General features: G+C 67.4%; 25 protein-coding genes and 1 pseudogene. 8 read left to right on the top strand and 18 right to left on the bottom strand.

From position 1 onward, the window contains the following. Window positions 1-110 precede the first annotated feature (110 nt). Window positions 111-701 (top strand): TetR/AcrR family transcriptional regulator, encoded by a 591-nt coding sequence (locus AAFF27_20105; protein ID XAH22302.1) that lies wholly within the window; start codon window positions 111-113, stop codon window positions 699-701. A 30-nt stretch (window positions 702-731) separates the two neighbouring features. On the opposite strand, the gene AAFF27_20100 is transcribed toward AAFF27_20105, so the two are convergent. The 8 genes from AAFF27_20100 to AAFF27_20065 form a co-directional block, all read right to left on the bottom strand. Next, on the bottom strand, window positions 732-2,396 hold the full coding sequence (locus AAFF27_20100) for an ABC transporter substrate-binding protein (GenBank protein ID XAH22301.1): 1,665 nt from the start codon (window positions 2,394-2,396) through the stop codon (window positions 732-734). A gap of 262 nt (window positions 2,397-2,658) precedes the next feature. Beyond that, the gene (locus AAFF27_20095; protein XAH22300.1) at window positions 2,659-3,474 is read right to left on the bottom strand and encodes a LytTR family DNA-binding domain-containing protein; all 816 of its coding nucleotides are present in this window, start codon (window positions 3,472-3,474) and stop codon (window positions 2,659-2,661) included. Further along, the gene (locus AAFF27_20090; protein XAH22299.1) at window positions 3,471-4,541 is read right to left on the bottom strand and encodes a histidine kinase; all 1,071 of its coding nucleotides are present in this window, start codon (window positions 4,539-4,541) and stop codon (window positions 3,471-3,473) included. Before AAFF27_20090 ends, AAFF27_20095 begins: the two co-directional genes overlap by 4 nt. Before the next feature lie 3 nt (window positions 4,542-4,544). Beyond that, window positions 4,545-4,838, bottom strand: a complete 294-nt coding sequence (locus AAFF27_20085) for a 2TM domain-containing protein (GenBank protein XAH22298.1) — start codon at window positions 4,836-4,838, stop codon at window positions 4,545-4,547. Next, window positions 4,835-5,776 (bottom strand): DUF6622 family protein, encoded by a 942-nt coding sequence (locus AAFF27_20080; protein ID XAH22297.1) that lies wholly within the window; start codon window positions 5,774-5,776, stop codon window positions 4,835-4,837. Before AAFF27_20080 ends, AAFF27_20085 begins: the two co-directional genes overlap by 4 nt. A 100-nt stretch (window positions 5,777-5,876) precedes the next feature. Next, window positions 5,877-6,167 (bottom strand): 2TM domain-containing protein, encoded by a 291-nt coding sequence (locus tag AAFF27_20075; GenBank protein XAH22296.1) that lies wholly within the window; start codon window positions 6,165-6,167, stop codon window positions 5,877-5,879. Next, window positions 6,164-7,072, bottom strand: a complete 909-nt coding sequence (locus AAFF27_20070; GenBank protein ID XAH22295.1) for a sterol desaturase family protein — start codon at window positions 7,070-7,072, stop codon at window positions 6,164-6,166. The genes AAFF27_20075 and AAFF27_20070 overlap by 4 nt, the downstream gene beginning before the upstream one ends. A gap of 49 nt (window positions 7,073-7,121) precedes the next feature. Next, complete coding sequence (locus AAFF27_20065; GenBank protein ID XAH22294.1) at window positions 7,122-7,655, bottom strand: DUF6622 family protein; 534 nt, start codon at window positions 7,653-7,655, stop codon at window positions 7,122-7,124. Between the two features lie 171 nt (window positions 7,656-7,826). Here AAFF27_20065 and AAFF27_20060 point away from each other — a divergent pair, with 171 nt between their 5' ends. Continuing rightward, window positions 7,827-8,651: an undecaprenyl-diphosphate phosphatase gene (locus AAFF27_20060; GenBank protein ID XAH22293.1), complete on the top strand. Its 825-nt coding sequence runs from the start codon at window positions 7,827-7,829 to the stop codon at window positions 8,649-8,651. 96 nt (window positions 8,652-8,747) lie between these two features. Here the strand turns inward: AAFF27_20060 and AAFF27_20055 are convergent, their stop codons facing one another. The 5 genes from AAFF27_20055 to AAFF27_20035 all read right to left on the bottom strand — a co-directional run bounded on the left by AAFF27_20055 (window position 8,748) and on the right by AAFF27_20035 (window position 14,457). Continuing rightward, window positions 8,748-9,260 carry a hypothetical protein gene (locus AAFF27_20055; protein ID XAH22292.1) on the bottom strand — a complete coding sequence of 171 codons (513 nt, stop codon included), beginning with the start codon at window positions 9,258-9,260 and terminating at the stop codon, window positions 8,748-8,750. A 43-nt stretch (window positions 9,261-9,303) separates the two neighbouring features. After that, on the bottom strand, window positions 9,304-10,119 hold the full coding sequence (locus tag AAFF27_20050; GenBank protein XAH22291.1) for an alpha/beta hydrolase: 816 nt from the start codon (window positions 10,117-10,119) through the stop codon (window positions 9,304-9,306). 4 nt (window positions 10,120-10,123) lie between these two features. After that, window positions 10,124-10,951, bottom strand: a complete 828-nt coding sequence (locus tag AAFF27_20045) for a proteasome-type protease (protein ID XAH22290.1) — start codon at window positions 10,949-10,951, stop codon at window positions 10,124-10,126. 147 nt (window positions 10,952-11,098) lie between these two features. Continuing rightward, window positions 11,099-12,886, bottom strand: a complete 1,788-nt coding sequence (locus AAFF27_20040; GenBank protein XAH22289.1) for a thiamine pyrophosphate-binding protein — start codon at window positions 12,884-12,886, stop codon at window positions 11,099-11,101. A 44-nt stretch (window positions 12,887-12,930) separates the two neighbouring features. Next, complete coding sequence (locus AAFF27_20035; protein XAH22288.1) at window positions 12,931-14,457, bottom strand: FGGY-family carbohydrate kinase; 1,527 nt, start codon at window positions 14,455-14,457, stop codon at window positions 12,931-12,933. Between the two features lie 208 nt (window positions 14,458-14,665). On the opposite strand from AAFF27_20035, the gene AAFF27_20030 reads away from it, so the two are divergent. Next, the gene (locus tag AAFF27_20030) at window positions 14,666-16,387 is read left to right on the top strand and encodes a glycerol-3-phosphate dehydrogenase/oxidase (GenBank protein XAH22287.1); all 1,722 of its coding nucleotides are present in this window, start codon (window positions 14,666-14,668) and stop codon (window positions 16,385-16,387) included. Then, window positions 16,384-17,148 (top strand): GntR family transcriptional regulator, encoded by a 765-nt coding sequence (locus tag AAFF27_20025; protein ID XAH22286.1) that lies wholly within the window; start codon window positions 16,384-16,386, stop codon window positions 17,146-17,148. Before AAFF27_20030 ends, AAFF27_20025 begins: the two co-directional genes overlap by 4 nt. Before the next feature lie 5 nt (window positions 17,149-17,153). On the opposite strand, the gene mutS is transcribed toward AAFF27_20025, so the two are convergent. Next, complete coding sequence (gene mutS, locus AAFF27_20020; GenBank protein ID XAH22285.1) at window positions 17,154-19,784, bottom strand: DNA mismatch repair protein MutS; 2,631 nt, start codon at window positions 19,782-19,784, stop codon at window positions 17,154-17,156. Window positions 19,785-19,793: 9 nt separating this feature from the next. After that, window positions 19,794-20,087, bottom strand: a complete 294-nt coding sequence (locus AAFF27_20015) for a hypothetical protein (protein XAH22284.1) — start codon at window positions 20,085-20,087, stop codon at window positions 19,794-19,796. A 257-nt stretch (window positions 20,088-20,344) separates the two neighbouring features. Between AAFF27_20015 and AAFF27_20010 the strand changes: the two genes are divergently transcribed. The 3 genes and pseudogenes from AAFF27_20010 to AAFF27_20000 all read left to right on the top strand — a co-directional run bounded on the left by AAFF27_20010 (window position 20,345) and on the right by AAFF27_20000 (window position 22,574). Further along, window positions 20,345-21,082: a type IV toxin-antitoxin system AbiEi family antitoxin domain-containing protein gene (locus AAFF27_20010; protein XAH22283.1), complete on the top strand. Its 738-nt coding sequence runs from the start codon at window positions 20,345-20,347 to the stop codon at window positions 21,080-21,082. Beyond that, window positions 21,079-21,842, top strand: a pseudogene (locus tag AAFF27_20005) (nucleotidyl transferase AbiEii/AbiGii toxin family protein). The gene AAFF27_20010 and the pseudogene AAFF27_20005 overlap by 4 nt, the downstream one beginning before the upstream one ends. An 87-nt stretch (window positions 21,843-21,929) precedes the next feature. After that, the gene (locus AAFF27_20000) at window positions 21,930-22,574 is read left to right on the top strand and encodes a hypothetical protein (protein ID XAH22282.1); all 645 of its coding nucleotides are present in this window, start codon (window positions 21,930-21,932) and stop codon (window positions 22,572-22,574) included. Between the two features lie 2 nt (window positions 22,575-22,576). Here the strand turns inward: AAFF27_20000 and AAFF27_19995 are convergent, their stop codons facing one another. Further along, window positions 22,577-22,909 carry an XRE family transcriptional regulator gene (locus AAFF27_19995; protein ID XAH22281.1) on the bottom strand — a complete coding sequence of 111 codons (333 nt, stop codon included), beginning with the start codon at window positions 22,907-22,909 and terminating at the stop codon, window positions 22,577-22,579. Then, window positions 22,906-23,250 (bottom strand): type II toxin-antitoxin system RelE/ParE family toxin, encoded by a 345-nt coding sequence (locus tag AAFF27_19990; protein XAH22280.1) that lies wholly within the window; start codon window positions 23,248-23,250, stop codon window positions 22,906-22,908. The genes AAFF27_19995 and AAFF27_19990 overlap by 4 nt, the downstream gene beginning before the upstream one ends. A gap of 218 nt (window positions 23,251-23,468) precedes the next feature. Between AAFF27_19990 and AAFF27_19985 the strand changes: the two genes are divergently transcribed. Beyond that, a complete protein-coding gene (locus AAFF27_19985; GenBank protein ID XAH22279.1) occupies window positions 23,469-23,864 on the top strand; it encodes a DUF4148 domain-containing protein in 396 nt (131 codons plus the stop codon). 579 nt (window positions 23,865-24,443) lie between these two features. Here the strand turns inward: AAFF27_19985 and AAFF27_19980 are convergent. Then, window positions 24,444-25,583: a mechanosensitive ion channel domain-containing protein gene (locus tag AAFF27_19980; GenBank protein XAH22278.1), complete on the bottom strand. Its 1,140-nt coding sequence runs from the start codon at window positions 25,581-25,583 to the stop codon at window positions 24,444-24,446. Between the last annotated feature and the right edge of the window lie 59 nt (window positions 25,584-25,642).

The raw sequence follows: 25,642 nt of genomic DNA, 5'->3' as shown, positions 1-25,642 counted from the left end.
TACAAGTAAGTTAATCTGGTTTTTTGCGATTCGCTATGGGTAAGGTTGGAGCGCTATAGTCTGACGATCGAAAGACTATGAGTGCCGGCCGGTTCCGGCAAAGGCCCGCCATGCGCTACACCGCCGAACACAAAGACAAGTCCTACGGAAAGATCGTGCTGTCCGCATCTCGGTTGATGCGCATGCGCGGCGTTGCCGAAGTCTCCATCGCCAAGGTCATGACGGATGCGGGCCTGACGCACGGCGCGTTCTATGCGCATTTCGAATCCAAGAACGATCTGGCGACCACCGCCATTAGCACCGCGCTCAATGAAAGCAGGAACAATGCGGCCGAGCAGGTACGCAAGGCACGCGCGGAAGGCCGCTCGGCGGCCCGCGCGATCATCGACTTCTATTTGAGCGAGAAGCACCTCGAGTCGCCCTGGCGCGGCTGCGGGTTATCCGCCATCAGCCAGGAAGTCGGCCGTGAGCCATCCCCGATGCGCGACGCGATGCGCGAGCGGCTGCAGGATCTCGTGGCGACTTTTGCGCCCGACATGGCCGGCGAGACGCAGGCAGAACGCGAGGCCGCAGTCGAACTGCTCTACTCGACGATGGTCGGCATCGTCACCCTCGCTCGCCTGTCCAACACGCCCGCCGAGCGGCTGGCCTATGTGGAGCGCAGCAAGCAGTTGCTGGTGCGCATGATGGGGCTGGCGTAGCGAGGGGCTCAGCGCCGGGGGCACGCAAGGTCACGGGGCGAGCCATGCGCCCTTGAGCGAATCGACCCACGCGTTGGGCGTCGTCTCGAGCCCCTGCAGCTTTCGGTTCGACGCCGTCCACGGCCTGGTTTCCGCCAATGGCAACAACGGCAGGTCGCCCTGCACCTGGCGCTGGAGCTTTCGGTACAGCTCGACCCGCTTGGCCGGGTCGGTCTCGCCGTGCGCGGTGCGGATCAAACCGTCGGTCGCCGCATGGCTGTAGCCGGACGCGTTTGAGAAGGGCACGCCCTTCAGGATGGTTTCGGACCACACCAGCCGTTCCGACCCGATCTGCGGATCGCCGAACATCGACAGCGAGGTCACGGTGAGATCGAAGTCGTAGTCGGTGTAGATGCGCTGGAAGTAGCGCGCGAGATCCTGGTTTCTGATGCGTGCATCGATCCCCACGCGCTTGAGCGACTGCCGCAGGAACTCCGCGGTTCGCAGGTTGGTTTCGCCGAACGGCACCCAGTCGATGTTGAGGGCGAAGCGGGTGCCGTCGGCCTTGCGCGGATGCCCTGCCGCGTCGAGCAACTGCTCCGCCGTTTTTGGGTCGAAGGCGTAACGCGGCACATCTGCCGTGTAGTAGCGCGCCAGCGCCGACGATACGGGGCCGGTCGCCACTTTCCCCGCGGCGCGAAGCACGACCGCCAGATGGCGTTGCAGGTCGATCGCATGGGCGATGGCATGGCGTACGCGCAGGTCCGCGAGCACCGGATTGCGCAGGTTGAACTCGACGATCCGGATCGTCGACAGATATTCGTAGCCGCGCGTCTCCACCGCGATCGACGGGAGCTTGGCGATCCGGTCCAGGTCGTTGACGTCGACCGGACTTTGCACCCCGTATTGCACGTCGCCCCGCTCGAACGCCGCCGACCGCGCCGCGGCGTCCGGGATGATCCGGAAGACCAGCCCATCGAGATAGGGCTTGCCCGCATCCCAGTAATCCGGATTGCGCTCCAGCACTATGCGGTCGCCGCGGATCCATTCCTTGAAACGGAACGGTCCGGTTCCGACCGGCTTCACGTTCGCCGGATTGCGCAGCAGGTCCGTTCCTTCATAGATGTGCTTGGGCAGCAGCGGCGAAGACGTGTTGTTGAGCGCGAAGAGCGCCACGGGCGAGGGCGCGTTCAGCCTGATGACGGCGGTGTAGGGGTCGGGCGTGTCGACGCCTGTGACGTTCGAGTACGCCACCTTGCCATGCGGATGGATCTTCTTCCAGATCTCCAGCATCGAGTAGCGCACGTCCGCCGAGGTGAAGGGTTTGCCGTCATGCCACTTCACGTCGCGCCTCAGCTTGAGCGTGATGCTCAGGCCGTCGGATGCCACCGACCAGCTCTGTGCGAGTTCAGGGACGAGTTCAAGGTCGGGGCCAATGCGCATCAGGCCATCGAAGAGCTTGCTGGCGACGATGGCGACAGGCGCCGAGGCGCTGAAGGCGCTGACGAGCGTCGGCGGTTCCGGCGTGACCACGGCAATCAGGGTGCCGCCGCGAACAGGTGCTTTGGTGGAACTGGCCGGACCAGGAAAGACGCCAGCTACCTGGGCAGACGCGCCAGCCTGTGCCAGGCCCAGGAAGGCCGAAGCGCCTGTGGCCAGAACGGCGCGCCGGACTGATGAGTGGGGAGCCGGGAAAGAACGCATCTGGGAAGCCATTCGGTGAAAGACCGTGAATCTAGACTCGCTTGGTATGTCGTACAACCTATAAAAAAACATACCCAAGTTCGGTTTTCAGCCTTGGCTTGTGAGGCTTTATGCAATGGGATCCTTCGTCCCGGCCACCCATCTCGACCAATGTGCTGCATGCCCCAAACACCAAGACGATTGGGAAATGCGCTCTGAACGCCAACAAGCATTCAAGATGCAGCCAATGGAAGGCCGCTATACGCGGCCTTCGCTTTTTCTGGCGGTGTTTTGCCTACAGCGCCCGAAACAAATGCGCGTACAGCCGGCTCACGCCAAAGCGCTCAGCCAGGCCGCGCAGGCGCAGCAGCAGCCGGCCGGACTCGTCGCGCTCTACCGTCTCTACCGCGTCGGCGCGCACCACGGTGCCGCGGTGTATTTGCCAGAACTGCTGCATGTCGAGCTGCGGCAGCAGCTCTTTGAGCGGGGTGCGGATCAGGTATTCGCGGCCGGTGGTGAGCACGCGCAGGTACTTGTCGGCGGCCTCGAAGGCCAGGACTTCGGCGATGGGCACCATGCGCACCACGGCGCCGTTGCTGCCGGCTTCGCTGGCGGGGATCAGGCGCAAGGGGGTGGCCGCCGTGGTGTGGCTTGCGGCGCTGCCGGGCAGGGCGTTGAGCAGGCTGCGCAGTTGCTCGAAGGTGCTGTCGGTGGCGGGGCTGCGGCGGGCCAGCGCGGCCTGCACGCGCTCCACGGTTTTTTGCAGGCGGGCGGGCTGCACGGGCTTGAGCAGGTAGTCGACGGCCTGCGCTTCAAACGCTTGCACGGCGTACTGGTCATAGGCGGTGGCAAACACCAGGGCAGGGAAGGGCGCGCCGGCGGGCCAGTCCTCGGCCAGCGCGGCGGCGGCGGCCAGGCCGTCCATGCCGGGCATGCGGATGTCCAGAAACAGCACATCAGGCCGCTGCGCCAGCGCTTCGCGCACGGCGCTGGCGCCGTCGCCCACGGTGGGCAGCAACTGCAGTGCGGGCCAGGCGCGGGCCAGTTCGGTGGCCAGGGCCTGGGCCAGCAGCGGCTCGTCTTCGGCGATCAGGGCGGTGGGCGGGCTCATGCGGCGGGTGTTTGCGGGGTTTTCAAGGGAAATTGCACTCTAGCCAAGGTGCCACCTGGGCTTCCAGCTATCAATTCGATAGTTGAGCTGGCGCCGTAGGCGGTCAGCAGGCGTTCCTGCACCTGGCCGGTGCCAAAGCCGCTGCCGCGCGTGGCGGCGGCCAGTGCGTCGGGCGCTAGGCCCACGCCGGTGTCGCGCACCTCGATCACCACGCGGGCCTGGGCGCCTGCGCCCTGCACCATGACGGTGACGTGGACCTGCCCGCCATCGACCTGCGGCTCCAGCCCGTGGCGGATGCTGTTCTCTACCAGCGGCTGCAGCAGCAGCGGCGGCACCGGCACCTCGCGCAGCGCGGCGGGCAGCTCCAGCGTGTAGTGCAGGCGCTCGCCCATGCGCACGGCCATCAGCGCCAGGTAGTCGTCCAGCCGCGCGAACTCGTCGGCCAGCGGGTGCCAGGCCACGCGCGAGCCGCCCAGCGTGGCGCGCAGGTAGGCGATCAGGTGGTCCAGCATGGCCTCGGCGCGCGGTGCGTCGGTGGCGATCAGCATGCGTAGGTTGGCCAGGGTGTTGAACAGCATGTGCGGCTCCAGCTGCACCTCCAGCAGCTTGAGCCGGGCCTCGTTGGCTTCGCGCCGGGCCTGGTCGGCGCGGCGCGCCAGCTCGGCGTTGTGGCCGCGCGAATAAAAGAAGTAGCTGATGACCGTGCCGGCCACCAGTGTGATGAGCCAGGAGGTGCGCATGTCGCGCGCACTCATGTCACGCCAACTGGAGCGGCCAAACCAGGTGTCGGCCGCAGTGACGCCAATGGCATAGCCCACGGCAATGCCAAACGCCGTCAGCGCCAGCCCGCGCCACCCGCGTGGCCAGCCGGTGCTGGAGCGCGGATCGACGAGGTAGCGGCCGAACTCGATGACGAACCAGGTGGCCGTGCCAATGCAGACCGAGTAGACCAGCGAGTTCGCGTAGGCGCCCGAAGGCAGGAAGAAATACTGCAGCGCCGAAATCGCCAGGCAGAAGGCCAGCACCTGCAGGTAGTGGCGCAGCAGGACCAGGCCGTCGAAGCGCATGGCCTAGCGCCTGTCCTGCTGCTGCAGCAGGCGTTCGCGCTCGCGCTGCACCAGGCGCTCGCGCAGGCCGCTGCCCTGCCCCAGTACCCAGACCGACAAGCCGTGCAGCAGCAGCCCGAAGCCCCAGCCCAGGGCGGGGGCGAACGACCAGCGGTGCCGGCCGCTGTCCAGCGACAGCAGGAAGAACGTCAGGTTCACCAGCACATAGATCGCGGCGTGGACGAACCAGCCCAGCTTGGCACCGGCGCGCCGGCTGGCCAGTTGCTCTATCTCGTCAGGGGAGAGGTGCGGTGTCATGGCTGCAGATTCTGCGGGAGAAAGCCCGTGCCGGCGCGTTCGGCGTGCGAGCGCTGCGCCAGGCGCCACAGCGGCAGGGCATGCGCCATGGCCGCCCCGCCCAGCGCGCCGTACAGCGTGCCAACGCTGGCGGCGAAAGACGGCAGGTCTGACAGCCCGGGATAGGCCGTGGTCGCCATGGCGAGCGCGTAGCGCGTGCCGGCAATGCCCAGCAGCAGCGCCAGCGGCACGGCGCTGCCGGGCAGCGTGAAGCGGCGTGCGCGTGCGTCGTAGCGAGCCCCCTCGCGCGCCTGCAGCCGCAGCAGGGTGACCAGCAGGAAGGCGCCCGTGGCCCAGCCGGCCCAGGCCAGGGCGTGCTGGCCAAAGCCCGACAGCGCGGCATGCAGCGAAAGCGCCGCCAGCGCCAGCGGCAAGAGCATGCTGCGCAGCAGCGTTGGCTGCGTTGCCAGCATCTGCCAGAGGGCCGCCACCAACAGCACCGCCAGCACGGCAAACGCCCAGCGCGGCGTTTGCGCCAGTGCCGGCAGCGGCAGGCCTAGCCATTCGATCCACAGCTTGTGGCCCAGGTAGCGATTGGGCAGCAGGGTGAAGGCCCCGGCCACCAGGCAGCCGATCACGTACAGCCACTGCATGATCCGGCGGTGCCGCGCGATGTTGCGCTGCCGCAGCGCGCGGAAGGCGCCAAACAGGCTCACCAGCACCACCGGCACCAGCAGATGAATGGGCGTGAAGCCCGCCAGGTTGGGCAGTTTGAAGTCGCGGATGAAGATGGCCGTGAGGGCGGTGACCAGCATCAGCACAACCCAGGCATAGCCGAGCGAGCGGTGCAGGCGCGGGCGCTGGCTGCGCCCCAGGCGCGCCCACAAGGTGGCGGGGCCAATGACCAGCGCGCCAAGCGCGGCCGTCATGTGGACGGCGATGAGGGGAGTGAGCTGCATGGCGGTGGCGGGTAGTGATGGGTGCCATCACTGTTCCAGTGCCGCCTTTGCGGGGCCAGCGCCTTGCGACGAAACGCCGCTTTGCGGGAGTGAAATGCGCTTAGCGCTGCTGCTGCCGCAAGCGCTCGCGTTCGCGCTCCACCATGCGTTCGCGCAGCGCGCTGCCAGAGCCCAGCACCCACACCGATGCGCCATGGCACAGCAGCCCCACGCCCCAGCCCAGCGCCGGGTAGATCGACCAGCGCCGCTGGTGGCCCACGCTTTGCGACAGCACAAACAGCCCGGCGTTGACCAGCACATAGACCGTGGCGTGGATGTACCAGCCAAGCTTGGCGCCTGCGCGCTTGCGGGCAATGCGTTCGATTTCGTCGGGGGACAGCGGCGCGCTCATGGCGGGGGAATTCGCGGCATGCGTGCGCGCAAGGCCTCGGTGGTTTGGCCCTGGCCATCGGGTTGCCAGCCGGGTGGCCCCAGCAGGTAGCCAAGCGCCACGCGCAGCGAGCGGGCCGAGCGCAGGTCGCGCCACAGCGCCTGCCATTGGCCGAACTCGATGCGCAGCAGGTTGTAGCCGCGCAGCGGCTGCACCAGGCCGTAGCGGCAGGGCAGGTCGGCGCGCTCGGCGATGTAGGTGCCGAACAGGCGGTCGAACACGATCAGCACGCCGCCGTAGTTGCCGTCCAGGTACTCCAGGTTCGACGCATGGTGCACGCGGTGCGCCGATGGCGTGTTCAGCACCCATTCCAGCGGCCCCAGGCGCGGAATCCAGGTGGCATGCACCCAGAACTGGTACAGCAGATTGAGCGAGAGCATCAGCAGGATCACCTGCGGCGGCATGCCCAGCAGCGGCGCCAGCGTGAAGAAGGCCAGCGTGCCGGTGATCCGGCCAGTCCAGCCAAAGCGGTAGGCGGCCGACAGGTTGAGCTGGTTGGGCGAATGGTGGATGGCATGCGTACACCAGAACCAGCGCACCCGGTGCGCTGCGCGGTGGTACCAGTAATAGCAAAACTCCTGGGCGAGGAAGCAGGCCACCCAGCCGCTCCAGTGGTTCATCGGCAAGGTCCAGAGGCGGTGCGCATAGAACCAGTCCATAGCGCCGACCCAGAAGGCCAGCGGCAGCAGCCAGCGCAGCGGGTATTCGCGCACCAGAAAGTCAAACACCGAGACAGCGGAGGCCTTCCAGTCGTAGGCCGCGGCGCCGTGCCGCGCATGCCGCCACGACAGCACCAGTGCCTCGATGAGCGAGGCGGCCAGTACCACCACGACCGAGACCTTGAGGATCACCAGAAGAATGCTCATGGGCGGATTCTCCGTGCATTGCGGCGGGCCTGCATGGGTCGGTCGCCCTTCATGCGCCGGCCGTGGGCAGGTTGCCGGATGCAGCATCCTGGCGCAGGGCCAGGCGCCACAGGCGCAAGGCGCGGCCGGCGAACACGCCGCTGAAGGCGCCGTACAGCGTGCACACCGGCAGCGCAAAGACCGGTTCGTGGGCCAGTGCCGGGTGCATGGCCAGGGCCACGCCCACGCCGTACTTGGTAAAGAAGATGCCCATCATCAGGGCCAGCGGCATGGCGCTGCCCGGCAGGGCGAAGCTGCGCGAGGCCGGGTCATAGGCCACGCCTGCCGGCGGCGGCCGGCGCAGCAGCAGAGCCAGCAGCGCCGCGGCCGCCAGGCCCCAGGCTGCCAGCGCCCAGGGTTGTGCCGCAAAGCCCGAGGCCACGCCATAGAGCGACAGGCCGGCCATGGCTACCGGCAGCACGGCGGTGCGCGCCAGGCTCACGCGGGTCGGGCGCAACTGCTTGCCGCCCAGCCAGGCCAGCAGCAGGAGCAGGCCAAAGACCCAGGTCGGGGTGTTGTGGATGATCTGGAGCAGGCTGGGCATGGCGGATTCCTTGGACTTTGGAGCGCACTGTCGCCGCGCCGCCCGCAGGGCGCCACGCCCTTGCGACGAAGTGCGCTCCAGGCGGAGTGAAACGGGTTGAAAGCGTCGCCAACGGCGGCCCAACCGGCCGCTGCGCTGGCGATAATCGCCCGCTGTTCTAGGAGCACCTGCTTGGATACCGTTCTGCTGGCCAAGGCCGCCGTCATGGGGGTCGTCGAAGGCCTCACCGAATTTCTGCCCATTTCCTCGACCGGGCACCTGATCCTGGCCGGCGCACTGCTGGGCTTCGACGATGAGAAGGCCAAGGTCTTCGACATCGCCATCCAGACCGGCGCGATCTTTGCCGTGATCCTGGTCTATTGGCAGAAGATCCGCGACACGCTGGTGGCTTTGCCCAGCCAGCGCAATGCGCAGCGCTTTGCGCTCAATGTGCTGATCGGCTTTTGCCCGGCCGTGGTGCTGGGGCTGTTGTTTGGCAAGGCGGTGCAGACGCACCTGTTCACCCCGGTGGTGGTGGCCAGCACCTTCATCCTGGGCGGGCTGGTGATCCTGTGGGCAGAGAAGCGCCCGCCATCGGTGGTGCGCGTGCACACGGTCGAGGACATGACGCCCTGGGACGCGCTCAAGGTCGGGCTGGCGCAGTGCCTGGCGCTGGTGCCGGGCACCAGCCGCAGCGGCTCGACCATCATCGGCGGCATGCTGCTGGGGCTGTCGCGCAAGGCGGCCACGGATTTCTCGTTCTTTCTGGCGATCCCGACACTGATCGGCGCGGGCGTCTACAGCCTGTACAAGCAGCGCGCGCTGCTGTCGATGGCCGATCTGCCGCTGTTTGCCGTGGGGCTGGTGTTTTCCTTCATCAGCGCCTGGATCTGCGTGCGCTGGCTGCTGCGCTACATCGCCAGCCACAGCTTTGTGCCCTTTGCCTGGTACCGCATCGTGTTTGGCATCGTGGTGCTGGCCACGGCCTTCAGCGGGCTGGTGGTGTGGGCAGAGTAGGCGCCTGGCGGCGCAGTTTTTGGTAAAAAAGGCCTCTAGCCCTTGTTTGGCCTGGGCTAATAGCTATCTATTTGATAGCTATTGCGCGGCATGCCGTCAACGCGGCCTGGCGTAGCCGCCCTCTATCCAGGCAATGGCGCTGGCCCGGTTCAACTGGAAGTTGGGCCGCGCCTTGGCCTGGCCCAATGCGTTGCCTTCCAGGTCCCAGGCGGCCAGCTCGGCGCTGGGGTTGTCTTCGTCCGGCGTGATGTCCAAGGTGACGCGGATGCGCTGGGCGGCCACCTCTACCTCGATCTGCTTGTGCAGCAGCGCGTGCAGTTGCTGCTCGTGCCGGCGCAGTACCTCGGCGGCGGTCTTGACCAGGGTGTTGAAGGCGGCGGTGTCCAGCGGCTTGGGGTTCTTCTTGTCGCGGCCCATGGTCCAGGGGCCGACCAGCGCGGGCTCGGCCTGGCCGTCCTGGGTCATGGCGACGGCCCAGCCGTCGTCGTCTTCGTTCTTGATGACGCGCGCCGTCCAGCCGTTGCTGCGCCACAGCGTGGCTTCCTGCACCACTGCGTCGCCATCCTCGGGCTGGTCGGAGTCAAGGGCGGCAGAGTGGGAAGACGTCATGGCAAGAAGCAATACGGGAATACAAGCGGGCGCGCATTGTCCGTCAGAAACTGCGCAGCGCGGCCTCGATGGCGGCGGCGGTTTCCAGCGGTTTCTCCATGGGGAACAGGTGGCTGCCCTCCAGCATGGCGATGCGGCCCTGGGTGATGCGTTGGGTCATGGCGATGCCGACCTGGCGCATTTCCGCCGAGCGCGTGCCGCCGATAAAGCCCACCGGGCAGGGCGGTGGGTGGCGGCGCAGCAGCCGGTCCAGGTTGTGCGGCAAGGTGTTGTAGATGGCGGTTTCCACCGTGCGGTCGAAGGCCAGGGTGCAGCCGCCGTCGGGCGTGTCTTGCAGGCCATGGGCCAGGTAGTCGTCCAGCACGGCGGGCTCCCAGGCCGCGAACAGCGGCTTGCCGGTGAAATGCGCGCGCGCCTCGGCGCGGCTGGCCCAGTGCTGGCGCCGCCGGCGGCTGATCGAGCCCGGGCCGAGCGCACCCACCGCGCCAGTGCTCTTGGCCAGTTGCACGGCAGTGGCGCGCCAGCCGCTCACCACCGGCGAGTCGATCAGCAGCACGCCGTCGATGGCACGCCCCGCCGGCCGTGGGTGGCGGCAGGCGGTCATCAGGCTCAGGTAGCCGCCCAATGAATGGCCGACGTAGTAGAGCGGGCCTTCGTGGCCGCGCACCGCGTCTTCGGCAAAGTTGTGCAGCTGGCGCACCAGCTGCGGCCAGTTGCTGGTGACGGGGTAGGCCGGGTCGTGGCCAAACTTCTCTGGTGCGCGCACCTGGAAGCCGCGTGAGCGCAGGCTGCGAAACAGCACGCCATAGGTGCTGGCCGCAAAGCTGTTGGCGTGCGAGAAGACGATCAGTGCGCTCATCGCGCTAGATCAGCTTCTCGTGCGGGTTGGTGAGCTTCTTCAGCGGCTTGACGCGGCCGTTGGGCAGGTTGAGCGGGGTGTTGGTGTGGGCGTCGTCCCAGACCGGGTCTTCGAGGCTGTCGAACACCTCGCGCAGCTTCTGCCCCCAGCTGTTGTGCAGCATGCGGTAGTAGGGGTTGTCGCTGTCGATGGCGATGATCTTGTCGGTGCGCAGCGCATTGGCCTCGTACACCACCAGGTCCAGCGGCAGGCCTACCGAGAGGTTGGACTTGAGCGTCGAATCCATGGACACCAGTGCGCACTTGGCGGCCTCGTCCAGCGGCGTGGCGGGCGTGATCACGCGGTCGAGCACCGGCTTGCCGTACTTGGATTCGCCGATCTGGAAGTATTGCGTCTCAGGCGTGGCCTCGATGAAGTTGCCGGCCGAATAGACCTGGAACAGGCGCATGCCCTCGCCGCGGATCTGCCCGCCCAGGATCAGCGACACATTAAAGTCCACGCCCGAATGCTGCAGCGCCTCGCCGTCGCGCTCGTACACGTGGCGCACCGCCTGGCCCAGCACGCGCGCGGCATCGAACATGCTCTTGGCGTTCCAGATGGTGATGGGCTCGCTGTCTTCCGTCTCTTTCAGCTGCTCGACCTGCAGGATCTCGCGCACCGACTGCGAGATGCTCAGGTTGCCAGCCGACAGCAGCACCATGCAGCGGTCGCCCGGCTTCTCGTAGACGATGGTTTTGCGAAAGGTGCTGATCTGGTCCAGGCCGGCGTTGGTGCGCGAGTCGGACAAAAAGACAAGGCCGGCGTTGAGCTTGATGGCGACGCAATAGGTCATGGGGGCTCCGGAGGAACGGCAGGCGGTTTCCGCGTGCGTCGCGCAAGGCCGGCTGCCGGAAAGGGGCTGAACCGCTCGAAGCGGATCGCGGGCGGCGACGCGCTGTCGGTTCGCCCTGGATTTTACGCAGCCTCTCCCGGGGGGCGTTCACTCAGGCAGGCTTACGGCCCGCTGCCATTCCCGCAACTCGTACACCGTGCCCGGGCGCACCGGCTTGCGCTGGGCGTCGTCCAGGCGGCGCTTGAAGCTGTGGATGGGCGTGGCGCGCGGGTCTATCAGCACCTCGACCAGGCTGGGGCCGTCATGGGCAAAGGCGGCGTCCAGGGCCGCGTCCAGTTCTTCGGGCAGCGCCACCCGCAGGCCCAGCAGGCCCATGGCGGTGCCGGCGGCGGCAAAGTCCGGCTTGTTGCCAAAGCTCAGGTCCACCGACTGGCGCAGGTCCTCAAAGAACAGCTCCTGCCACATCTGCAGCCAGCCCAGGGTGCCGTTGTTGATGACGATGTTGACGATCCGCAGCCGGTTCTGCGCCTGGGTGGCCAGCTCGCCCACCGAGAACGAGTGCCCGCCGTCGCCCGCGACCGTGACCACCTTGCCCTTGTTGGCGCGCTGCACCACCGCCGCGCCGAGCGAGGCCGGTATCGAGTAGCCCAGCCCGCCCTGGCCGCGCGCGTAGATGAAGTTGCGGCCGCTGCGCTGCGCCGGGATGTACTGGGCGATCCAGCCGGCCGACCAACTGGCGTCGCTCACCACCACGTCGTGCGGCTGCAGGCGCTCGGCCACGCCGCGCATCACGCGCTGGGGCAGGATAGGCACGTCTTCGCTGGCCATGTCTGCGTCCAGGGCGCGCTGCATCGCCGCCTTGCGCGTGGCGATGGCGGCCAGCCAGTCGGGCTGCGGCGCGGCGCCGGCCTCGCGCAGGTGCAGCGCCAGGGCCTGCAGCGTGTCGCGCAGGTCGCCGCACAGGGCCACGCCGGGCTCGAAGGTGCGGCCGTGCTCGGTCGGGTCGGCGTCGATGGTGATGGTGGCCTGGCCGGGCAGCGGCAGGGTCCAGTTCATGGCGGTGTTCTGGCTGGCCTTGCTGCCGCACCAGACCAGCAGGTCGGCCTGCTTGATCAGGTCGATGGCGGCGGCCGAGCCCAGCGGGTTCAGCACGCCGGCGGCATAGGGCCGGGTCTCCGGCACCGCGCCCTTGCCCGACAGGCTGGTGACCAGCAGCGGCTGCAACTGGTCGCACAGCTGCAGCAGCGTGTGGGTGGCGTCGGCGCCGTGCACGCCGCCGCCGGCAATGAAGGCGGGGCGCCGCGCGCGCGCGATTAGGTCGGCCGCGCGCTGCAGGTCGGCCGCTGGCGGCTGGTAGCGGATGGAGGGCGCGCGCATGCAGCGCTCGTCCACCACCACCGGCGGCGTGGTCTCGTCCCAGGGCGCGTCCATCACGTCGTGCGGCACGATGATGACCACCGGCCCCGGCCGTGGCGAGGTGGCGATGCGAAACGCGCTGCGGATCACATCCGGCAGCGCGGCCACGCTGGGCACGGTGAAGGTGGCCTTGGTGATGGTCTGGAAGAAGGCCTGCTGGTCAAAGCCCTGCGAGGCCACGCCCTTGTGGCGCAGCGTGACCCAATCCAGCGGCAGCTCGCCGACGATGGCGATCATGGGGATGGAGGCGTTGAGCGCCTCCACCAGTCCATCCGGCAGCTTGGTGGCGCCGGGGCCGACGGTGACGTCACAGACGCCGGGCTTGCCGGTCAGGCGGGCATAGGCATCGGCCGCGTAGGGCGCGCTGCGCTCGTCGCGCACAAGGATGTGCTGGATGCGCGGCGACAGCCGCGATATGCCGTCGTGCAGCGCGGTGGTCTGGCCGCCGGGCATGCCAAAGACGTACTCGACGCCGTAGCGCATCAGCATCTGCGCGATGAAGTCTCCGATGTGGGCCATGGGGCAATCCTTGGTGAGTGGGGTGTTGTTGGGGGGGCTGCGGCTCAGGCCGCGTCGTCTTGCTGCTGCAGCGCGGCCATGCCGTGCAGGTAGCGCTTGAAGCGTGCGTACTTGCGCTCGTACAGCGCCTGCCAGTCCGGCCGTGGTTCCAGGCGCCGCACCACGCGCACCATGTTGCGCACCGCGCTGCCCCAGTCGGCATGCAGGCCCAGGCCCACGGCCGCGCTCATGGCCGTGCCGCGCGCGCCCAGCTCGGTGCCTTCGGTGATCTCCACCGGCAGGCCGAGCACGTCGGCGAACATCTGCGACCAGGGTTGGCTGCGGGCCGCGCCGCCGGCCAGGCGGATGCTGGTGACCGGCGCGCGGTCGCGGCCGCCCAGCAGCCGCTCGATGTCCAGCCGATGTGCGAAGGCAATGCCCTCGAAGATGGCGCGCACCACGTCAGTGCCGTCGTGCGCGGCCTGCAGGCCAATGAACGCGGCCGGCGCGCCGCCCGGCCCGCCAAAGAGAAAGGGCAGGAACAGGATGTCGTTGCGCCGCTGCATGGCGGCGGCTTGCACCCGGTCGCCCAGCACCTCGTAGATGGTGCGGCCAGAGTCCTCTGCCGCGGCGGCCACCACCGGGCCCAGCACGGCTTTGCAGTACCACTCGAAGTTGCTGGCGGAGGTGGGCGAGCCCTCGGTCGCCAGGCAGTAGCCGCCCACCGGGTAGGGCGCCTGCAGCAGCGGCAGCGTGTCTATGCGCGGCGTGGCGTGCAGGGTGGAATTGATGCTGAAGGTGCCGGCCACCACGCTCAGCTGCGAGGGTTCGACCACGCCCGATGCGATGGCCGCGGCCACCACGTCCACGATGCCGCGCACCACCGGCGTGCCCGCCAGCAAGCCGGTGGCGGCCTCTGCCGTTGTCGACACGCGCCCGACGACCTCGGTGCTGGCGCCTACGTGCGGCAGCTTGGCATGCCATTCGGGTATGCCCAGCGCGTCGTAGAAGGCCGGGTCGTAGGCGTGCGTGGGCACGTCCACCAGCGCACCCAGGCCGGCGTCGGTCGGGTCGGTGGAGATGTCGCCGCACAACTGGGCGCGCAGGTAGTCCTTGCAGAACACAAGCCGGTGCGTCTTTTGCAGAGCGGCCGGCTCGTGCTGCGACAGCCAGGCCATCAGCGCGGCGGGCTGGCCGGTCCAGTGCCGCTGCTGCACCCGCAGGGCGCTGCCGGGCGAGACGCCGCTGCGCTCCCAGCCGGCGATCAGCTCTGCCGCGCGGGCGTCGGTGGACATGATGCCGGGGCGCACCGCGCGGCCGCGCTCGTTCACCAGGTACAGGCCGGCGCCGTAGCCGCAGGTGGAGACACCGGCGATGGCCGAGGGCGCCACGCCGCAGCGGTCCAGCAGCACCCGGATCGCGTCGCCCGCGTCGTGCCACATGCGCTCCGGGTCCCGCTCGGTGTGCCCGGGGCGTGGGAACTGGATCGGGTTGCGCCGCCGCTCTGCATCCACTTCCCGGCCGTTGCAGTCGAACAGCACAACCTTGGTCATGGTGCTGCCGGCGTCCAGGCCAAGCAGGTACTCCGTCATGGTGCTCCCTCCATTTTTTATCTTGTAATGACAAGATGGGTGTTGCGGTTTGTAGTCTATGGATTGGTTTCCTAGCGTCAAGGCAGGGTTTGCCTTAAGTCTTGATGAATTGCGTTGTAAGGCAGGTGTGGGTGGGCGCTTCTATGATCCATGGTGCTTGCACTCATGTAATAACAAGTTGGTGATCGCTCACCAGGAGGCGCACACAATGCGAACGCGTTCGGCCCTGCTCGGGCAGTTGCAGCAATCCGCCGGGGTCGAGGTCCTGATCGTTGGCGGCGGCATCAACGGCATAGGCCTGTACCGCGACCTGGCGGCGCAGGGCGTGGCGGCCCTGCTGGTGGAGCAGGAAGACTTCTGCAGCGGCACCAGCGCCGCGCCCTCGCGCCTGATCCACGGCGGGTTGCGCTACCTGGAGACGGGCGAGTTCGCGCTGGTGCGCGAATCGGTCGAGGAGCGCAACCGCCTGCTGTGCAACGCGCCGCACCTGGTGCGGCCGATACCGGTGTGGGTGCCGCTGCGGCAGTGGACGGCGGGCCTGCTGCAGGCGCCGGCCCGCTTCCTGCGCTGGAGCACCACGCCCGGCCCCAAGGGTGCGCTGGTGACCAAGCTGGGCCTGCTGGTGTACGACTGGTTTGGCCGCCACCTGCCCGTGCTGCCACGCCACCGGCTGGTAGGCCCGCGCGAGATGCGCGCGGCCATGCCATCGCTGGCCGCCGACGTGCAGCGCGCCGCCGAGTACTACGACGCCCGCCTGCTGCATCCCGAACGCCTGGCGCTGGAGCTGCTGATGGACGCCGAGCATGACTGCCCCGCCGCCATGGCCGTGCCCTACATGGCGCTGGAGTCACACCAGGGCAGCGACGTGCTGCTGCGCGACACCGAGACACAGCAGCACTACCGCGTGCGGCCACGGCTGGTGGTCAACGCCACCGGCGCCTGGGTCGACCAAGCCAACCGCTGCCTGGGCATAGAGGCGCAATTGATGGGCGGCACGCGCGGCTCGCACCTGGTGCTGCGCCACGCCGCGCTGTGGCACGAGCTGGCCGGGCGCATGGTGTACTTCGAGACCGCCGACCACCGCATCTGCCTGGTCTACCCGCTGGCACAAGACCTGGTACTGCTGGGCACCACCGACATCCGCAGCGAGCAGCCCGACGACAAGCAATGCACGCCGGCAGAGATCGACTACCTGTTCGACGTGCTACGCGTGCTGATGCCGCGCCTGGATGTATCACGCGCGCACATCGTGTTCCAGTACGCCGGCGTGCGCCCGCTGCCCAGCAGCCAGGGCAAGGTGGCCGGCGCGATCAGCCGCGACCACCAGTTGCACCACTATCCCGCTGCGCCCGGCCGTGGCTTTGACGTGCTGACGCTGGTCGGCGGCAAGTGGACCACCTACCGCGTCTGCGCCGCCCAGATGGCGGACGCGGTGCTGGCCCGGCTGCAGCGCCCGCGCCGCACCGACACCGCCGCGCTGCCCATAGGTGGCGGGCGCGACTGGCCCGCAAGCCCGGCGCTGCAACAGCAGGCCATCACCGCGCTGGCGCAGCAGCACGCGGTAGACGAAGCACTGGCGCGGCGCCTGTGGGAGCGCTACGGCACAGCGGCGGCGCAGGTGCTGCAGACCATGGCAACAGCGGGTGCCGGCCCGGTGGACGGCCTGGCCCGTTACTGCGTGGGCGAGATCGTGCACATGGCGCGCCACGAGCGCGTGACCCATCTGGCCGACGTAGTGCTGCGCCGCAGCCTGGCCGCGTTCGAGGGCCAGTGCAGCTTGCGCGCACTCCAGGCGTTGGCCACCATCCTGGGGGCAGAGCTGGGCTGGCCGGCAGAGCGCGCCCAGCATGAAATAGAGCAGACCAGCGCGCTGCTGCAGGCCCGCCATGCGGCAAAAATTGACAACAGCCCCACGCAACCTGCCCCATGACCGACCCTCATCCCGCCCCCATCCAAACCATTGCCGGGCGCGAGCCGCTCTGGTCGCAGGTCAAGAATTCCATCCTGGCGCTGATCCGCGACCAGGCTCTGCAGGCCCATGCCGCGCTGCCTTCAGAGAACGAGCTGTGCCAGCGCTTTGGCGTGTCGCGCACGGTGGTGCGCGAGGCGCTGAACCAGCTCGTCTACCAGCACGTGATCTACAAGCGCCAGGGCAAGGGCGCCTTCGTCGCCGGCCGGCGCGAGACGCAGGATTTCGTCGGTTCGGTGGTTGGCTTCTCGGACGAGTTGATAGAGCACAACCGCGCCGTGGCGCGCCGCATCCTGCAGCAGCGCAGCACCGTGCCCAGCCCGCGCGCCCAGGCACTGCTGCGGCTGCCGCCGGGCGAGGGCATCGAGTCGCGCGTGGTCGAGGTCACGCGTGTGATGGTGGTCGAGGGCGTGCCGCGCCTGCTGGTATCCATCAGCATCCCCGAGCAGTTGGTGCCGGGGCTGGACCAGTTGCCGCTGCAGGCGCGCTCGCTCTACGACGTGCTGCGCCGCCAGTACGGGCTGGTGTTTCACCAGGCTGACCGCTGGATAGAGGCGGTGAACGCCGACGCCGAGCAGGCGCAACTGCTGGAGGTCTCGCACAACACGCCGCTGCTGGGCATTGAGTCTTGCGCGTATTCGGCCTCAGGGCAGCCGGTGGAGTACTACCACGCGCTGTATCGCACCGACATGGCTTCGCTGCACATCAAGGTGCGGCCGTAACTGCATCAGCGCGCGTCGCGCAGCGACAGCTTCTTCAGCGCATAGAGCGCATCCAGCGCCTCGCGCGGCGTGAGCGCGTCGGGGTCTATGTCTGCCAGCCGCGTCTCCACCATGCTCGGGCCGGCCGCGATGCTTTCTGGCGGCGGCGCAAACAGATCCACCTGGGCCTGGTGCGCGCTGGCTTTTTCTTCCAGCGCGGCCAGGGCGTGGCGGGCGTGTTGCACCACCACGGCCGGCATGCCGGCCAGGCGCGCTACCTGGATGCCGTAGCTGCGGCTGGCCGGGCCGGGCTGGATCTCGTGCAGGAAGACGATGTCGGCACCGGATTCGGTTGCGCTCACATGCACGTTAACGGCGGCATGGTGCTTGGCCGGGAACTCGGTCAGCTCGAAGTAGTGGGTGGCAAACAGCGTGAAGCACTGCGCCTTGTCATGCAGGTGCGTGGCAATGCCGGATGCCAGCGCCAGCCCGTCGAAGGTGCTGGTGCCGCGGCCGATCTCGTCCATCAGCACCAGGCTGTGCGGCGTGGCGGTGTGCAGGATCTGTGCGGCCTCGGTCATCTCCAGCATGAAGGTGGATTGCGCGTTGGCTAGGTCGTCGGCCGCGCCGATGCGGGTGTGGATGGCATCGATGGGCCCAAGCCGGCAGGCGCTGGCGGGCACGTAGCTGCCGATGGAAGCCAGCAGCACGATCACCGCGATCTGCCGCATGTAGGTCGACTTACCGCCCATGTTGGGGCCGGTGATCATCTGCATGCGATGGCGCGGGCCCAGGCGGGTGTCGTTGGCGATAAAGCCGCTGCCCGCGCCCGGCGCGCCGTAGCCCTCGGCCAGGCGCGCTTCCACCACCGGATGGCGGCCGGCCTCGATCTCGATGCAGGGCGTTTTGACAAACTCCGGCAGGCACCAGTTGAGCGTGAGCGAGCGCTCGGCCAGCGCGCACAGCGCGTCCACCGTGGCCACGGCCTTGGCCAGTTGGCCCAGTGCCGCCACATGCGGCTGCAGGGCATCCAGCACCTGCTCGTACAGCCACTTTTCGCGCGCCAGTGCGCGCTCTTGGGCTGACAGCGCCTTGTCTTCAAAAGCCTTCAGCTCGGGCGTGATGAAGCGCTCGGCGTTCTTCAGGGTCTGGCGGCGGCGGTAGTCGTCCGGCACCTTGTCGAGATGGCTGCCGGTAACCTCGATATAGAAGCCGTGCACCCGGTTGAACTGCACCCGCAGGTTGGCAATGCCGGTGCGCGCCTTCTCGCGCGTTTCCAGCTCCAGCAGAAAGCCGTCGCAGTTGTCCTGGATGGCGCGCAGCTCGTCCAGATCGGCATCAAAGCCGGTGCCGATCACGCCGCCATCGCGTACCAGCGCGGCCGGCTCGGGCAGCAGGGCGCTTTGCAGCAGCGCCACCACTTCTGCCGGCGGCTGCAGATCTTCAGAAATTTTAGAGAAAAGTGCCGTTTCCCCAGGTAGAACCTGGGCTAGCCGCTCTGCTTTTTGTAGCGACTGCACCAGCGCCACCAGCTCACGCGGGCGCACCTGGCGCAGCGCCGTGCGGGCACTGATGCGCTCCACGTCGCTGGTGCCCTTGAGCTGCTCGCGCAGCCGGCCAAACGGGCCTTCACCGCGCGCGCCGCGCAGCGCACCGATGGCGTCCAGCCGCTGCTGCGCCTGGCGCCGTTCGCGCTGCGGCTCCAGCAGCCAGCTGCGCAGCGCGCGGCTGCCCATGGCGGTCATGCAGGTGTCGAGCAGCGAGAACAGCGTGGGCGAATCCTCGCCGCGCAGCGTCTTCACTAGCTCCAGGTTGCGGCGGGTGAGGGTGGGCAGCTCGATCAGCTCATCGTCGCGCTGCACGCGCAGCGTCTTCACATGCGACAGCGCGCGGCCCTGGGTGTGCTCGGCAAAGGTCAGCAGCACGGCGGCGGCGGCATGTGCCTGCGCTAACTGCTCGGCGCTCCAGGCGGCAAGGCTGTTGGTGCCCAATTGCTCTTGCAGCTTGGTCTGGCCCAGCTTGGCGTCGAACTGCCACTCTGGCCGCGCCGTCAGCGCAAAAGGCGTGTTGCGGCGCAGCGCCTGCAATTGCTGGGCGAAGGCGCTGGCGGCATCGGCGTTGTAGAGCACCTCGCTGGGCGCGATGCGGGCGATCCAGCTCTCCAGCGCATCGGGCGGGCATTCGGCCAATTGCACCTCGCCCTGCGTGACAGACAGCCAGGCCAGGCCCACCACATTGCGCAGGCCGTGGTGCACTGCCAGCAGCACGGATTCGGCCTTGTCCTGCAGCAGCTCGGCATCGGTCAGCGTGCCGGGCGTGACCACGCGCACCACCTTGCGCTCCACCGGCCCCTTGCTGGCGCCGACCTCGCCCACCTGCTCGCAAATGGCTACCGATTCGCCCAGGCGGATCAGCTTGGCCAGGTAGTTCTCCATGGCGTGAAACGGCACGCCCGCCATCACCACCGGCTGCCCCGCCGACTGCCCGCGCCGCGTCAGCGTGATGTCCAGCAAGCGCGCAGCCTTCTCGGCGTCTTCCCAGAACAGCTCGTAGAAATCGCCCATGCGGTAGAACAGCAGGGTGGTGGGGAAGTCCGCCTTCAGACGCAGGTACTGCTGCATCATGGGGGTGTGGGCGGAGGTGTCTGTTTTTTCCATTTAAATCATCTAGTTAGCGAGCATGTCGCCAGCCTTTGGGGGGCCGTTGGCGGCGCGCTTCGCCATGTCTTCGATCTTCGCGACACGCTTCTGCGCTTCATCGCCGAGCGACCATTGCCTGGTCTTGAGCATGAACAATTCGAACAAGCCGGGCGGCATGGCCCGATCGCCAGCCTCCCATTGCTGCCATCCGCGCAGCGATGCCCGCACCGTTTGAGCCGCCTCTGTCTGCGTCAGGCTTGCAGCAAGGCGGGCTTCGTGTATGACGGCTGGCGTAGGGCTTTGTGGCTTGGGGTCGGTCATGAATGCCGATGACAAGAATCCGTGCCGCCGTGCGCGGCAGGGGGAACTGCATTGGGCGGCATTATGCGCTCATTGAGCGTACTTGAATCTCTTGGTGCATGCCGGCTGAAGCACCGCTCCAGGGGTAAGCGCAAGGCGGTGATCTTGAAGCCCTTGAGCACGCATATTTTTGATTGTTTGATTCAGCCGTAGTTTGGCTACGATTCATCGTGCTATTTCAATTGACAGTCATTTGAAAGAAATGCTTCAATCGAAGTATGGCTACGACTGGAACGAGCAAGTTAAATTCGCTCTACACCCACTGGGCCCCGGGAACGCCGTTGACATCGGGCGACCTGGCGGGCTTGGGCATCTCGGCGGACCTGGCCGTGCACTACGTGCGCGCGGGCTGGCTCGTACGCCTGACACGCGGAGTGTTCTGCCGCCCCAATGACCCTTTGGCACTGCATCCGAGTCTGATCCTGCTGCAGCGCCGGTTCGAGGGCCTGCACGTAGGCGGCAAGTCGGCGCTGGACTGGTACGGCGTGCGCCAGTACGTGGCGCAGCAGCCGGTGCTGCAGCTCTACGGCTGGGCAACAGGCAAGTTGCCAGAGTGGTTCACCGAGCGCTTTCCGGCTGAGTACAGCCGCAAGCGCCTGTTCGATGAGGAGCCGGGCGCCTTGCTGCACATCGGGCCGTTCGAAAAGCGCAGCGGGGCGGCGCAGGTTTCGGCGCCGGAGCGTGCGTTGCTGGAGCTGCTGAGCGACGTGGGCGTGCGCCAGCCGCTGCAGGAGGCGCGCGAACTCATGGAGAGCGCCTACAGCCTGCGCGCTGACGTGCTGCGTGAGCTGCTGCAGCGCTGCACGAGCGTCAAGACCGTGCGGCTGTGCTTGCAGCTTGGCCGCGAGGCATCGCTGCCTTGGGCCGCCAAGCTCGATCCGGCCACGCTGCCCACGGGCAGCGACCGGCCCTGGGTGTCCCGATCCGCCGACGGCCTGCTGGTGCTGAAGGCATGAACCAGACCTATCTCGATACCGCGCGCCTGTTGACGCAGGTCGCGCCGCTGGTGTTCGTGGACGACACGTTCGCGCTGAAGGGCGGCACGGCGATCAATCTGTTCGTGCGCGACATGCCGCGCTTGTCGGTGGACCTCGATCTGGTCTTTCCTGACCACAGGCTGCCGCGCGACGCAGCGCTGGCGCGCATCAATGAGGCTGTGCGGCAGGCGGCCGAGCGACTGAAGAAGCTGGGCTTTCAGACCCATGCACCTGCGGCGGCAGCGGGCGAGACCAAGCTGCTGGTGCGCCGTGGCCCTGTGCAGGTCAAGATCGAAGTGAACTTCGTGATGCGCGGCACCGTGCGGCCGGTGCGCCAGGCTTCGCTTACGCCAACAGCCCGCGATGTGCTGATGGCCGACCTGGAAATCCCGCTGGTGTCGCTGGAGGATGTGTACGGCGGCAAGCTGGTGGCGGCGCTGGACCGGCAGCACCCGCGCGACCTGTTCGACGTGATGCAGCTCTTTGCGCATGAAGGCGTCACGCCCGGCATCCGTCGCGCCTTCGTTGTCTACCTGGCCTGCAGCAACCGGCCGGTGCACGAGGTGCTGTTCCCGCCGCTGCGCACCTGCCGGGCATCCGCTGGAAGCTGCACAACCTGGCGCAGTTGCAAAAGAGCAATGCGAAGAAGTTTGCCGAACAGGCCGACATGCTCGCCACCCGGTTGGCTGCTGTTACCTCAAGCGCGAATGTGTCGTCGCCTTCAGGGGCAGAGTGCTGACCATTTGCCATTTGCCAGGCCTGGCAGAAAGCCCCCGCCCGATAGAATCCACCCCGTCCGGATGACCCGCGACGAGGAGTAACGGCCATGGCCGATCGCGGTAAATCACACAAGCCGGCGCCTGCGCCGATCGAATCCCCCTTCACCCCCACGCCAGAGCAGGGCACGCCCGGCGCGCTGCCTGATGGCACGGCGCTGTCGGCCGAGCATGCCGCGCTGTACCTGTGCATGCTGCCGGCCCAGCTCGCCGATTTGCGCAAGATCCGGCGCGCCGATGGTTCTCGCTCCAACGGGCCGGCCATCATTGAGACCGGCACGGTCAGTGCCAACCAGGCGGTGCACTACCGCGTGGGCGCCTTGCGTGAGTTCGACAAGAGCCGTGCCGCCACCCCATCGCCCCTGGATGCCGCGCTGAACGCTGGCCTGCTTGCCTGGGTGTCTGCCAAGCTGCCGTTTTTTGCCGAGCTGGACGCCCGCGAGCGCCGGGGCCCGCGCACCCTTATCGGCTGCGCCTGGGACAAGGCCGACCCGGCGCGCGAGCAGCGTCTGGCCGAGCTGGCGCAGGGGCGTATCCGCTTCGTGTGGATCACGCCCGCTGAAGCCTCCACCAGCCGCTGGGCAGACCTGGCGGCGCACCGCGCGCTTGCTGCAAAAGGCCAGGCACTGCTGACGCGCGAGCTGGGTGCAATTGAGGCGGGTATTCAGGCGAGCGAGCTGTTGTCGCGCTCCTGAGTTCAGCCAACGGCAAGCGTCACTGGCTTGCCGATGCGGCTGAGCATTTCGACCAGTGCGTCGATACTGAACTTGGCGGTCTTCTTGTTCACCACGTCGGAGACGCGGGGGCGCGAGACCATCAGGATCTCGGCCGCATCGGCCTGCTTCAGGTGATGCTCGGCAATCCAGGCAGACAGCTCGTCCATCAATTGCTCTTTCAGCAACTGCGTGTCATTGATCTGCTGGCGGGATGCGGCCTGCAGGCGCTTGGCCTCGTCTGGCGAAAAGCCCAGTTCGAGGAACAGGTTGGCGCCCGGCTTTGTCACGTGGCGGATAGCGGTGTCGATCGTCATTTCTGGGTCTTTCTTGCATGGACCACGGCGCGGTAGCGCGCTTCGGCAATGGCCTTGTCCTGTTTGCTGGTGGCCTGGGTTTTCTTCTGGAAGCAGTGCAGGACGTAGACCGCCTCTTCAAACTTGGCCACATACATCACCCGATAGACGCCGCTGGCATCCTTGAGGCGGATTTCCTTGGCGCCGGCGCCTACGTCGTCGAAGGGTTTCCAGTCGATCGGATCAAGCCCGGCCTGGACCTTGCCCAATTGGAAGCCAGCATCTCTACGCGGATCTGGCGGAAATGCCCGCAGATCGTCGTAGGCAGACCCTACCCAGCGAATCTCCTTGTCATCTGACATCAGAGGATTGTATAAAAATATATACGGATTGGCTTGCCAACCCCGGGCAGCCTGCCGCGCCGCTTTGTTCCTGAATCAGCAACTAAGCATCCCTGAGCGCGTTATTTATCTATGGGCGAATGACTTCTACAGTTCATCCATCGCCGCATCGCTTTCGAGCCCTCGGCGAAAACGGACCGCTCGGTCCATCCGTTGAACTGCTTTAGAAAGACATCGCCATGAACTCCCGTACTCTCGTTGCCGCTTCCCTTCTTGCCCTGGCTGTGGGCCAGAGCGCTTTTGCCCAGGACGCCGTGGCTGCTGCGCCTGTGACCCGCGCCAGCGTGGTGGCCGAACTGCAGCGCGCCCGCGCCGCAGGTGAACTGGAAGTCGGTGAAGCCTATGGCGTGCCGGCGGCGCAGGCCTCGCGCTCGGCCCTGACCCGTGCCGAGGTGGTGGCCCAGATCGCCCCAGCCCGTGCTGCTGGCGAGCTCGACCCGGTCCGCCAGTACGCATACGGCTATCCCACAAGCCCGGCCGCACAGCCATCCGACAAGACCCGCGCCGAGGTCAAGGCAGAAGTCCTGGCCGCCGTCCGCGCCGGCACGCTGCCGGTGGTGGGTGATCGCAGCTAAGAACCATCCCTTTCAAGGTCTTTGAGATATCCCTGCGCCTGTGTGCCTTGCAGGCGGCGGGTGCCGGGATTTCGCCCCGGCGGGCGAGTAACTTTCTCTTGTGTCGCCAAGAGAAAGTCACCAAAGAGAAGGCGACCCCACTGTGGCGGTCCGGCTTTGCCGGACTGCTTTGCGGTGCTCGGAGTCGGCAGGCGGCTGCGGAACTCGCTGCGCTCAAACAGTCCTCGCCGTCCCTTCGCTGCGCTACGGGCAACCTGCCGATTCCTCCGCTCCTCAACACCACAGAGGGGACCCCGGGACAGCCACACGGGCCATCGCTGCGCTCGGCCCGGTATTGGGTGTTTGGCTGTTGGTCTTCGGCTGTCCCACGCCGTTGATGGAGCCGAGCAGCGCAGGGTACCCGCGCAGCGGGCTCCAGCTCCGGCTCGCCTTCTCTTTGACTGCCCGCCGGGGCGAGTCCCGGCTCCTGTCCCTAGCAAGACACCAGAACTACCGAACAGATCACAAGCCCTTGAAAGGGATGCTGCTTAGAACGTGTTTGCGATCTGTATGGCGACCCATAGAGATCGTCAATACGTTCTAAGCCTGCGGCACGCTGGGCGTAGCGCTCAGGCCGGCTTCTGCCGCGCTGCCTGGGCCGTCGGCGGGCGACGGGGGCAGTGTGCTGGGTGGTGTTGCTGCCTCGGCGCCCAGCACGCGCAGCGTGGGCAGAAACTGTGGGTACTCGCGCTGCATGAAATCGATCAGGCCCTCGCGCAGCTTGCAGCGCAAATCGAACGCCTTGCCTGACGAGGCCGCGGTGGCCAGCACGCGCAGCTGCATGCTGCGCTCGGTGGCGTCGGTGACCTGCAGGTTGAAGAAGCGGCCGTCCCATTCGGGCAGGGTGGGCACCAGGCGTTCCAGCTCGGTGCGCAGCGGCGCCACGGGCATGGCGAAGTCGACGTAGAAAAACACCGAGCCCAGCAGTTGCGAGCCGGTGCGGGTCCAGTTCTGGAACGGGTTCTCTATGAACCACTGCAGCGGGATGATCAGGCGCCGGTCGTCCCAGATCTTCAGCACCACGTAGGTGCCGGTGATTTCTTCTACCCGGCCCCATTCGCCTTGCACGATGAGTACGTCGTCGATGCGGATGGGCTGCGCCAGCGCGATCTGCAGGCCGGCGATCAGGTTGCTGAAGACGGGCCGGGCGGCGATGCCGGCGACGATGCCGACCACGCCGGCCGAGGCCAGCAGGCTGGCGCCGACCTGGCGTGCGCCGGGGAAGGTCATGAGCATCATGGCCAGCCCGGCGAGCAGTGCGATGAAGGTGGCGGTGCGCGCCAGTACGCGCGCCTGGGTCATGACGCGGCGTGCCTGCAGGTTGTCGTCCACATCGTAGGGGTGCTGGGCGATGAGGCCCGCGGCCAGGCCGTTGATGGCGCTGATGGCGAGCCAGGTGGTGGCCGCGATCAGCAGCAGGCCGTTGAAGTGGCGCAGGCTCTCGATGAAGCGCATGTCGTTTGCCGCTGCCTGCCACACCAGTTGCAGCGCCAGCAGCGGCAGCACCAGCCGCGCGGCGCGCTGGCAGGCGCGCAGCGTGGCGTTGAGTACCGGCGCGGGCTGCGTGGCGCGCAGCAGCAGCATGGCGCCGATGCGGTGTGCGACCAGTGCCGCGATCACGGCCAGCGTGGCGGCGATGAGGGTGGCGACCCAGGGAGAGAACTGCGACAAATCGAGCATCCGTACACCTTTCCTGTGATGAGGGTGGAGTTGTGGGGCGTGGCCCCAAAGAGAAAGCG

Origin of the sequence: Xylophilus sp. GW821-FHT01B05, assembly GCA_038961845.1 — a bacterium.
Lineage (GTDB): Bacteria > Pseudomonadota > Gammaproteobacteria > Burkholderiales > Burkholderiaceae_C > Xylophilus.
Note: the sequence above shows the minus strand (reverse complement) of the source record. Positions and strands in the feature narration are given on the sequence as shown.

Bases quoted from the DNA above. Each gene is read 5' to 3' on its own strand.
- AAFF27_20080 (XAH22297.1), bottom strand. From the start codon at position 5,776: ATGCAGCTCACTCCCCTCATCGCCGTCCACATGACGGCCGCGCTTGGC.
- AAFF27_20075 (XAH22296.1), bottom strand. From the start codon at position 6,167: ATGAGCGCGCCGCTGTCCCCCGACGAAATCGAACGCATTGCCCGCAAG.
- AAFF27_20070 (XAH22295.1), bottom strand. From the start codon at position 7,072: ATGAGCATTCTTCTGGTGATCCTCAAGGTCTCGGTCGTGGTGGTACTG.
- AAFF27_20055 (XAH22292.1), bottom strand. From the start codon at position 9,260: ATGACGTCTTCCCACTCTGCCGCCCTTGACTCCGACCAGCCCGAGGAT.
- AAFF27_20100 (XAH22301.1), bottom strand. From the start codon at position 2,396: ATGGCTTCCCAGATGCGTTCTTTCCCGGCTCCCCACTCATCAGTCCGG.
- AAFF27_20040 (XAH22289.1), bottom strand. From the start codon at position 12,886: ATGGCCCACATCGGAGACTTCATCGCGCAGATGCTGATGCGCTACGGC.
- AAFF27_20010 (XAH22283.1), top strand. From the start codon at position 20,345: ATGGCTACGACTGGAACGAGCAAGTTAAATTCGCTCTACACCCACTGG.
- mutS (XAH22285.1), bottom strand. From the start codon at position 19,784: ATGGAAAAAACAGACACCTCCGCCCACACCCCCATGATGCAGCAGTAC.
- AAFF27_20030 (XAH22287.1), top strand. From the start codon at position 14,666: ATGCGAACGCGTTCGGCCCTGCTCGGGCAGTTGCAGCAATCCGCCGGG.
- AAFF27_19985 (XAH22279.1), top strand. From the start codon at position 23,469: ATGAACTCCCGTACTCTCGTTGCCGCTTCCCTTCTTGCCCTGGCTGTG.
- AAFF27_20105 (XAH22302.1), top strand. From the start codon at position 111: ATGCGCTACACCGCCGAACACAAAGACAAGTCCTACGGAAAGATCGTG.
- AAFF27_20025 (XAH22286.1), top strand. From the start codon at position 16,384: ATGACCGACCCTCATCCCGCCCCCATCCAAACCATTGCCGGGCGCGAG.
- AAFF27_19995 (XAH22281.1), bottom strand. From the start codon at position 22,909: ATGACGATCGACACCGCTATCCGCCACGTGACAAAGCCGGGCGCCAAC.
- AAFF27_20035 (XAH22288.1), bottom strand. From the start codon at position 14,457: ATGACGGAGTACCTGCTTGGCCTGGACGCCGGCAGCACCATGACCAAG.
- AAFF27_19980 (XAH22278.1), bottom strand. From the start codon at position 25,583: ATGCTCGATTTGTCGCAGTTCTCTCCCTGGGTCGCCACCCTCATCGCC.
- AAFF27_20090 (XAH22299.1), bottom strand. From the start codon at position 4,541: ATGCGCTTCGACGGCCTGGTCCTGCTGCGCCACTACCTGCAGGTGCTG.
- AAFF27_20000 (XAH22282.1), top strand. From the start codon at position 21,930: ATGGCCGATCGCGGTAAATCACACAAGCCGGCGCCTGCGCCGATCGAA.
- AAFF27_20065 (XAH22294.1), bottom strand. From the start codon at position 7,655: ATGCCCAGCCTGCTCCAGATCATCCACAACACCCCGACCTGGGTCTTT.
- AAFF27_20045 (XAH22290.1), bottom strand. From the start codon at position 10,951: ATGACCTATTGCGTCGCCATCAAGCTCAACGCCGGCCTTGTCTTTTTG.
- AAFF27_20095 (XAH22300.1), bottom strand. From the start codon at position 3,474: ATGAGCCCGCCCACCGCCCTGATCGCCGAAGACGAGCCGCTGCTGGCC.
- AAFF27_20085 (XAH22298.1), bottom strand. From the start codon at position 4,838: ATGACACCGCACCTCTCCCCTGACGAGATAGAGCAACTGGCCAGCCGG.
- AAFF27_20050 (XAH22291.1), bottom strand. From the start codon at position 10,119: ATGAGCGCACTGATCGTCTTCTCGCACGCCAACAGCTTTGCGGCCAGC.
- AAFF27_19990 (XAH22280.1), bottom strand. From the start codon at position 23,250: ATGTCAGATGACAAGGAGATTCGCTGGGTAGGGTCTGCCTACGACGAT.
- AAFF27_20015 (XAH22284.1), bottom strand. From the start codon at position 20,087: ATGACCGACCCCAAGCCACAAAGCCCTACGCCAGCCGTCATACACGAA.